The sequence below is a fragment of the Yersinia sp. 2542 StPb PI genome, from assembly GCF_048593855.1.
In the GTDB taxonomy this organism is placed as follows: domain Bacteria; phylum Pseudomonadota; class Gammaproteobacteria; order Enterobacterales; family Enterobacteriaceae; genus Yersinia; species Yersinia enterocolitica_E.
Genome location: NZ_JAZGQA010000187.1, coordinates 1 through 8,144, shown reverse-complemented (window position 1 = coordinate 8,144; position 8,144 = coordinate 1). Strand labels below are relative to the sequence as shown.

Sequence of the window (8,144 nt, the reverse complement as noted above, 5' to 3'; positions counted from 1 at the left end):
ACCAAAATTAAAATTATTTAATTTTAGCTTCTTTATAGATCACGTGTTGACGGACAACTGGATCGAATTTCTTCAATTCCAATTTTTCCGGCTTAGTACGCTTGTTCTTCGTAGTGGTATAGAAGTGACCAGTACCAGCAGAAGAAACCAGCTTGATCTTCTCGCGAACACCTTTAGCCATGATTCAGTTCCTTAATACTTCTCACCGCGGGCACGAATTTCGGCCAAGACCGTTTCGATACCCTTCTTATCAATAACACGCATACCTTTAGCAGATACACGCAGAGTTACAAAGCGCTTCTCGCCCTCAACCCAAAAACGGTGAGAGTGAAGGTTCGGCAGAAAACGGCGTTTGGTCGCGTTCATTGCGTGGGAACGGTTGTTACCGCTCACCGGGCGCTTGCCAGTAACTTGGCAGACTCGGGACATGTCTATTCTCCAAAAATCAAATCAGCTCGAGCTTCGTATAGGATTTGGCCGCCTCGTCAGGCTTTAGAGCCCATCTCAGCAAATTCACTGAGAAGACTCACTGTCATCAGGTCAGAAACCCCTGCCACCAGGCTATAAACCTGCTGAGATAGGCTCTTCACGCCAAACCCAAGATTCTCAAAGGTGGCGTAGTATACGCTCTGAAGCGTAAGTGCTCAAGTCCCGAACAGCTAAAGATCCTGAAAGGATCAATTATTATTGCTCTAAAGCCATCCCCGTTCAGCAAATGAGACACATTCACCCCGGCCAACCACTAAATGATCGAGCACACGAATATCTAATAATGAGCAGGCTTTTATCACCTGCGTAGTAATCAAACGGTCGGCTTGGCTCGGTTCAGCCTTACCCGAGGGGTGATTATGCGCCAGAATCAGCGCGGCGGCATTAACCTTCAGCGCTTCACGCACAATTTCTCTCGGATGGACCTCAACGCTGCTAATGGTACCAGTAAACATCTCCTCATGGCGAATAACACGATGCTGGTTATCCAAAAACATGACTAAAAAAATCTCTCGTTCGCGGTGGGAAAGAATATTTTGTAGAAACTTTTGGGTAATTTCGGGATTTTGCAGAACACTTTCCCGCATCAGGTGGGATGAAAAGCAACGGCAGGCTAGTTCTGCAATAGCTTGAATTTGGCTGTATTTAGATGCACCAATCCCTTTTTGAGCACATAACGTCTGATAATCCGCCGACATCAGCCCATGAAGTGAGCCAAACTCTTCAATCAGATATTCAGCCATCTGCATTACGTGTACTCCCGGAATACCGGTACGCAGAAAAATAGCGAGTAACTCGGCATCGGTCAGCATGGCTGCACCGTATTTCAGTAATTTCTCCCTTGGGGCTATCTGCCCATACCATTCATCCATCCTTTGGCTCCTGTGATCCCAGAACAGCACGTGCAGCATGACAGAAGGCTTTCTGCCTGGCGAACTCATGATTAAGTGCATGCGAAACGCTTCGCAAATTTGATGATTGATGACATCAAGCGACAGCCCGATAGCTAATCTGCTCAGCGGTTATGCTAAAATATTGCCTCTTACAGCTTTCATTCGGACAATCATGATGACGGGACTTTCCGGCAAACATATTGTGCTCGGGATTAGCGGAGGTATTGCCGCGTATAAATCTCCTGAGCTGGTACGCCGCTTGCGCGACAGGGGCGCAGAAGTGCGTGTGGTGATGACGACCGCCGCCAAAGCGTTCATTACGCCGCTCACGTTGCAGGCAGTCTCGGGTTATCCCGTCTCAGATGATTTACTCGATCCGGCGGCAGAAGCCGCCATGGGCCATATTGAGTTAGGTAAATGGGCTGATCTGGTCATCATGGCTCCGGCTACGGCTGATTTACTGGCCCGGGTTGCTGCGGGGATGGCAAATGACCTACTGACCACGGTTTGCCTGGCCACGGCAGCCCCTATTGCGGCTGTTCCGGCCATGAATCAACAGATGTACCGTGCTACGGCCACCCAAACGAACTTGCAGACTCTCGCTAATCGCGGAATGTTGCTGTGGGGGCCGGACAGCGGCAGCCAGGCTTGTGGTGATGTGGGGCCGGGAAGAATGCTGGACCCGCTGGAAATCGTCGCACTGGCAGACAGTCATTTTTCTGCAAAACAAGACCTGCAACATTTGAGTGTCATGATTACCGCAGGGCCAACGCGTGAAGCACTTGATCCGGTGCGCTTTATCAGTAATCAAAGTTCGGGCAAGATGGGCTTCGCAATTGCTCAGGCCGCCGCCGCGAGAGGCGCTAAAGTCACGCTGATTGCAGGCCCGGTGAATCTCTCCACGCCGACGGGTGTTAATCGCATTGATGTTGTCAGTGCTCTTGAGATGCAGCAGGTCGTGCAGAACACCGTAGCCCAGCAGAATATTTTTATTTCTTGTGCTGCGGTAGCGGATTACCGTGCAGAGCAAGTTTCTGATGAGAAAATAAAAAAACAGGGTGATGAGATCACCCTTAAGTTGGTGAAAAACCCGGATATTGTTGCCGGCGTGGCTTCGATGGCTAAAAATCGACCATTTGTGGTTGGATTTGCTGCCGAAACCCAGAATGTGGAAGAATACGCGCGACAAAAACTAGTGCGAAAGAAGCTGGATCTGATTTGCGCTAATGATGTATCGCTCGCAGAGCATGGTTTTAACAGTGATACCAATGCCTTGCACCTTTTTTGGCTGGCTGGAGAGAAACGTTTACCGCTCAGCGATAAACACCTCCTCAGTCAGCGTTTAATAGACGAGATTGTCAGCCGTTATGATGAAAAAAATCGACATTAAAATTCTGGACCCACGTGTTGGCAATGAATTTCCTTTACCAACCTATGCTACAGAAGGTTCTGCCGGGCTGGATTTACGTGCCTGTCTGGACGAGGCAGTTGATTTACTGCCGGGGCAAACCACATTGTTACCTACCGGCTTAGCCATACACATTGGTGATAGTGCTTTAGCCGCCGTCATTCTGCCGCGCTCCGGTTTGGGGCATAAGCATGGCGTGGTATTAGGTAATCTGGTGGGGCTGATTGATTCCGATTATCAAGGGCAATTGATGGTGTCAGTCTGGAACCGTGGTCAACAGGCTTTTACCATCGAACCCGGCGAACGCATCGCTCAGATGGTGTTTGTTCCCGTAGTACAAGCAGAATTCAATTTGGTTGAGGATTTTGACCAAAGTGAACGTGGTACCGGTGGTTTTGGTCATTCTGGGCGCCAATAACCTACCCTAGACCTCAATATCGTAAAAAAGCTATCACATAAGCCGCCGGGGCTTGGTACCCAGTGCGGCCGATATTTGGGTTTTTGTTATTAAGTCATTTTTAGCAAGGGTCTACTCGGACATGGCAGAAAAACAGAATACGAAAAGGAACAGGCGCGAGGAGATTTTGCAGGCTTTAGCGCAGATGCTGGAATCCAGTGATGGCAGCCAACGCATTACTACCGCTAAACTTGCCGCCAATGTGGGGGTTTCTGAAGCAGCGCTTTATCGACATTTCCCCAGTAAAACGCGGATGTTCGATAGCCTGATCGAGTTTATTGAAGATAGTCTGATGTCCCGCATTAATTTGATTCTGCAAGATGAAAAAGAGACGTTTAATCGCCTCCGGCTAATCCTGCTACTGGTATTAGGGTTTGCAGAACGCAACCCCGGCCTGACCCGAATCATGACCGGGCATGCACTGATGTTTGAGCAAGATCGTCTGCAAGGGCGGATTAATCAACTGTTTGAACGTATTGAAGTGCAATTGCGTCAAGTTTTGCGCGAGAAAAAACTGCGTGATGGGCAAGGTTTTATACATGATGAAGCGCTATTGGCGACTCAACTACTGGCATTTTGTGAAGGGATGCTTTCGCGCTTTGTCCGTTCAGAATTCCGCTACCGGCCAACACAAGAGTTTGACGCCCGCTGGCCACTGATTGTGGCGCAGTTGCAATAAGCTCAGTCGCGGCAGTCAAAAAACCTATAAAAAAAGGGCCTGATGGCCCTTTTTGCTGGCTTAGCAATACCGTGGCTAGATACCGTATTCTTTGCGATATTCACGCACTGCTGCCAGATGATCAGCCATTTCTGGTTTTTCTTCCAGATAACTTATCACATCACTCAACGTCACAATCGCAATCACTTTGCAGTGATAATCACGTTCAACTTCCTGAATCGCTGAAATCTCACCACGGCCACGTTCCTGACGGTCCAATGAAATCATTACGCCGGCCAGGGTCGCGCCCTGTGCATTGATAATCTCCATTGATTCACGAATAGCAGTACCAGCGGTTATTACATCATCCACCAGCATGACTCGGCCTTGTAATGGGCTACCTACCAGACTGCCGCCTTCCCCGTGATTTTTCGCTTCTTTACGGTTAAAACAGTAAGGCACATCGCGCTCATGATGCTCTGCCAATGCAACAGCCGTCGTCGTCGCAATTGGGATACCTTTGTATGCTGGCCCGAACAACAGATCGAACTCCACACCACAATCTACTAAGGCAGCGGCATAAAAACGCCCGAGTTTTGCCAGATCCAGCCCGGTATTAAACAATCCGGCATTAAAGAAATAGGGGCTAATCCGCCCAGACTTCAGGGTAAATTCGCCAAACTTCAACACCTGCTTGTTAAGCGCAAACTCGATAAAATCGCGCTGATAGGCTTTCATGGGTACTTCTCCTCTCCAGATTGTGACTGTTCTTGTTAACTGCTTTATTAACTGACTCGATACCTAAATTGCAGGCAAAAAAAAGGCGACTAGCAAGTCGCCTTAATCAATTATTGTGCTAACACTGCTTTCTGTGCCTGGAAAATAGTCTCTATTCCCCCACGGGCCAGAGCCAGCAACGACAAGAGTTCTTCGTGACTGAATGGTTCGCCTTCTGCGGTGCCCTGCACCTCAATCATCCGGCCATCTTCCATCATCACCACATTCATATCCGTTTCTGCGGCAGAATCTTCTACATATTCCAGATCGCAAAGGGCCTCGCCTTTAACGATACCGACAGAAACTGCAGCAACCAGACCTTTCATCGGGTTCGCTTTCAATTTACCCGCCGCGACCAGTTTATTCAGTGCATCGGCCAGAGCCACACAAGCACCACTGATTGAAGCAGTACGGGTACCACCATCAGCCTGCAACACATCGCAGTCTAAGGTGATAGTGAACTCACCTAATTTCTTCAAATCAACCGCAGCACGTAAAGAACGGGCAATCAGGCGCTGAATCTCTAAAGTACGGCCACCTTGTTTACCTTTCGCGGCTTCACGGGCATTACGGCTATGAGTAGCACGCGGCAACATGCCATATTCAGCAGTTATCCAGCCCTGCCCTTGGCCTTTGAGAAAGCGCGGAACACCCTCTTCGACCGTGGCGGTACACAATACTTTGGTATCGCCAAACTCAACCAATACTGAACCTTCAGCGTGTTTCGTGTAATTACGGGTCAGGGTGAGTGGGCGGACTTGTTGTGCTGCTCGGTCTGCTGGACGCATGGGCTTTCTCCGGCTTTAAATCGATATTGGTCGCGCATTATACGGCCTTAGTGATGTAATGCCTATCCTGCCTGCGCCTCGGAGGCTATAATCGCTGCATCTTTTCTTTAAAACGGGTACGCAACAATGATCCGCAGCATGACCGCTTACGCTCGGCGTGACATTAAGGGTGAATGGGGTAGCGCAGCCTGGGAGCTGCGTTCCGTTAACCAACGCTATTTAGAAACCTATATTCGCTTACCTGAACAATTTCGCAGTCTGGAACCAGTTATCCGCGAACGCATCCGTGGCCGCTTAACGCGCGGCAAAATCGAGTGCAACCTGCGTTTTGAACTGGATGCCAACGCACAAAGCTCTCTGATCCTTAACGAAAAACTGGCAAAGCAGTTAGTTGAAGCCGGTAACTGGGTCAAAATGCAAAGTGATGAAGGCGAGATAAATCCGGTGGATATTCTGCGCTGGCCGGGTGTCATGGCCGCTGAAGAGCAGGATCTGGACGCAATCAGTACCGAGCTAATGCAAGCATTGGATATCGTGCTGGATGACTTTATCGTTTCCCGCGAAACAGAAGGTGCGGCACTGAAAACCCTTATCGAACAGCGCCTTGATGGTGTTAGTGCGGAAGTGATTAAAGTCCGTGCGCATATGCCAAATATCTTGCAGTGGCAACGTGAACGCTTGCTCAATAAGCTGGAAGAAGCGCAAGTCCAACTGGAAAATACCCGTCTGGAGCAGGAATTGGTGCTGATGGCGCAACGTGTCGATGTTGCCGAAGAGCTAGATCGCCTGGAAGCGCACGTTAAAGAAACGCACAATATTCTGAAGAAGAAAGAAGCGGTAGGCCGTCGCCTTGATTTTATGATGCAAGAATTTAACCGCGAGTCGAATACGCTGGCATCAAAGTCTATCAATGCCGACGTGACCAACTCCGCTATCGAACTGAAAGTGCTTATCGAGCAAATGCGCGAGCAGATCCAGAATATCGAGTAAGTTTTAATACATCACAAAAAATGTCTTTAAAGCCCGTGAGATCACGGGCTATTTTCTATTTAATCTGCTGCCATTTCTATAATTACGTTATTCGTAGTATCTAAGGTGATTCATACCTACGACTATCGTAGCGATGAACTCTCCTCGACAACAACGTGATATTTTCAGCCAACGTCTTAAGGATGCCCGTATACTTCGAGGGTTGTCCCAGAAAGGGCTGGGTATTGCTTAGCTTGTTTTTCCCGGATTCTGGCTTTACGGTCAATTAAGTCACCATTTCCATCATAATAGCGTCTCGGCCAGATCTCAGCCGGATGAATATTCAATGCTTTCGCAATCAACCACTCACCTTTCGGCCAAGGACGGATCAGCGCATTTGCTAATGTCGATGAAGCTAACCCCGCAACGCGTGAAAGTTTAGCCAATAAAGTATTCTGCTTATGTAAAGCGGCAATAATATCCGCATGATGCCAGTCTTTTCTCATGTATCCACCTAACTCTTGGTCGTAAAAGGAGCAGATATACTCGTGAATTTATTTTGAGTTCGATACTACGGATAACGTAGCTTTTATTTTTGTCTGCTGGAGACCATGAATTTGTAGCAAGTACACGTATAAATCGTTACGAGAAAGGTGTACATGAAGCCAGCATGGAGGTAGCCCAACAACTCGCAGATGTGTTGCAAATACCGCTAGCGTACTTCTATACCGCCGACGATGTATTAGCAGACATGATGTTAGCGTTTATGGCATTATCACCAGAAGAAAAAACCATGGTATTGGCATTGGTGAAACTGTCGATTGCTGCGGCCATAAAGTTGAAGATTTTGTTACCGATGATAGTGCAATGGTTTATACCAGCCCTGAAGGTATCGTAATAATCACGGGCTGCTCTCACTCTGGCATCTGCAATATTATCGATTATGCTATTAAAGTTACCAGCGATAAACGTGTGCGTGCAGTTATTGGCGGTTTTCATTTATTAAATGCCAGTAGTGATATTCTATCCAGAACATCTGACTATTTTAAACAACTCAATGCTAAAGCAGTTTATCCCTGCCACTGTACTGATCTTAAAGCCAAAATAGCCCTAGCTAATGCAGTTTATATTGAAGAGGTCGGCGTTGGCATGATACTGAACTTTTAGTAATTAAAGTGCCCAATTTGAGCAGTAATAACGAGAATCATCTGATTATTATAATTCCATAATATTTGTAAGTGTTTGTGTATGGCAAGAGGTTTAAAGCTAATGCATAATCCCTGCTGGAATTTTAACGCTCAAATAAGAAGGATTTCGTAATGCTTAAGAATGTACTTTTTTTCGATGCTTTGCTAACACCAAAAATTCTTACTGGTTTATATTGGCTTTTACTGGTGCTCATCATTATTTCCGGCGTATTTGTAATGATAAATACCAGCGTCATCGGCGGCTTTTTTAGCATCCTTGCTGGTGGCCTTACTTCTCGAATCTGTTTTGAAATGATCATGATCGCATTCAAAAACAATGAATATCTGAAAAGAATCGCAGAAAAACCATAATTAGGATTTGGGTATTCTTACTTCATTTGAAATGGAATACCCTAATTGCTCACCATTTTGCTGTTGTAGTGATGTTAACCCGCCCAAAGTCACACTTCTCTCTCTCGAACAAGCGGCTCTTCTTCATTATTTTATCAATTAAAATC

At 47.2% G+C, this 8,144-nt stretch carries 12 protein-coding genes and 1 pseudogene; 7 read left to right on the top strand and 6 right to left on the bottom strand.

Annotated elements, in window-relative coordinates; all coding sequences use genetic code 11:
* Positions 1–13 precede the first annotated feature (13 nt).
* The 3 genes from rpmG to radC all read right to left on the bottom strand — a co-directional run bounded on the left by rpmG (position 14) and on the right by radC (position 1,361).
* Positions 14–181 carry a 50S ribosomal protein L33 gene (gene rpmG / locus V1952_RS17840; RefSeq protein ID WP_004392084.1) on the bottom strand — a complete coding sequence of 56 codons (168 nt, stop codon included), beginning with the start codon at positions 179–181 and terminating at the stop codon, positions 14–16.
* Between the two features lie 11 nt (positions 182–192).
* Positions 193–429 (bottom strand): 50S ribosomal protein L28, encoded by a 237-nt coding sequence (rpmB, locus tag V1952_RS17835; protein WP_005164747.1) that lies wholly within the window; start codon positions 427–429, stop codon positions 193–195.
* A 263-nt stretch (positions 430–692) separates the two neighbouring features.
* On the bottom strand, positions 693–1,361 hold the full coding sequence (radC, locus tag V1952_RS17830; protein ID WP_083161712.1) for a RadC family protein: 669 nt from the start codon (positions 1,359–1,361) through the stop codon (positions 693–695).
* A 193-nt stretch (positions 1,362–1,554) separates the two neighbouring features.
* Here radC and coaBC point away from each other — a divergent pair, with 193 nt between their 5' ends.
* From coaBC to slmA, 3 genes are all read left to right on the top strand, one after another.
* Positions 1,555–2,772, top strand: coding sequence for a bifunctional phosphopantothenoylcysteine decarboxylase/phosphopantothenate--cysteine ligase CoaBC (coaBC, locus tag V1952_RS17825; protein WP_372560144.1), 1,218 nt, complete (start codon positions 1,555–1,557; stop codon positions 2,770–2,772).
* On the top strand, positions 2,750–3,208 hold the full coding sequence (gene dut / locus V1952_RS17820) for a dUTP diphosphatase (RefSeq protein ID WP_042568893.1): 459 nt from the start codon (positions 2,750–2,752) through the stop codon (positions 3,206–3,208). Before coaBC ends, dut begins: the two co-directional genes overlap by 23 nt.
* Before the next feature lie 121 nt (positions 3,209–3,329).
* The gene (gene slmA, locus V1952_RS17815) at positions 3,330–3,926 is read left to right on the top strand and encodes a nucleoid occlusion factor SlmA (protein ID WP_005191076.1); all 597 of its coding nucleotides are present in this window, start codon (positions 3,330–3,332) and stop codon (positions 3,924–3,926) included.
* A 75-nt stretch (positions 3,927–4,001) separates the two neighbouring features.
* Here slmA and pyrE read toward each other — a convergent pair whose 3' ends face one another.
* Both pyrE and rph read right to left on the bottom strand, forming a co-directional pair.
* Positions 4,002–4,643, bottom strand: coding sequence for an orotate phosphoribosyltransferase (pyrE, locus tag V1952_RS17810; protein WP_083161707.1), 642 nt, complete (start codon positions 4,641–4,643; stop codon positions 4,002–4,004).
* A 110-nt stretch (positions 4,644–4,753) separates the two neighbouring features.
* Entirely contained in the window at positions 4,754–5,470 is a 717-nt protein-coding gene (rph, locus tag V1952_RS17805; protein ID WP_083161705.1) for a ribonuclease PH, read from the bottom strand.
* Between the two features lie 126 nt (positions 5,471–5,596).
* Here rph and V1952_RS17800 point away from each other — a divergent pair, with 126 nt between their 5' ends.
* Complete coding sequence (locus tag V1952_RS17800) at positions 5,597–6,460, top strand: YicC/YloC family endoribonuclease (protein WP_005191086.1); 864 nt, start codon at positions 5,597–5,599, stop codon at positions 6,458–6,460.
* A 176-nt stretch (positions 6,461–6,636) separates the two neighbouring features.
* On the opposite strand, the gene V1952_RS17795 is transcribed toward V1952_RS17800, so the two are convergent.
* A complete protein-coding gene (locus tag V1952_RS17795; protein WP_420075238.1) occupies positions 6,637–6,945 on the bottom strand; it encodes a helix-turn-helix domain-containing protein in 309 nt (102 codons plus the stop codon).
* Positions 6,946–7,034: 89 nt separating this feature from the next.
* Here V1952_RS17795 and V1952_RS17790 point away from each other — a divergent pair.
* From V1952_RS17790 to V1952_RS17780, 3 genes and pseudogenes are all read left to right on the top strand, one after another.
* A pseudogene (locus V1952_RS17790) lies at positions 7,035–7,253 on the top strand (helix-turn-helix domain-containing protein); the annotation flags it as partial.
* Between the two features lie 53 nt (positions 7,254–7,306).
* Entirely contained in the window at positions 7,307–7,606 is a 300-nt protein-coding gene (locus V1952_RS17785; protein WP_420075237.1) for a hypothetical protein, read from the top strand.
* Positions 7,607–7,758: 152 nt separating this feature from the next.
* Positions 7,759–7,998, top strand: coding sequence for a DUF4282 domain-containing protein (locus V1952_RS17780; RefSeq protein ID WP_083161672.1), 240 nt, complete (start codon positions 7,759–7,761; stop codon positions 7,996–7,998).
* Positions 7,999–8,144: the final 146 nt, after the last annotated feature.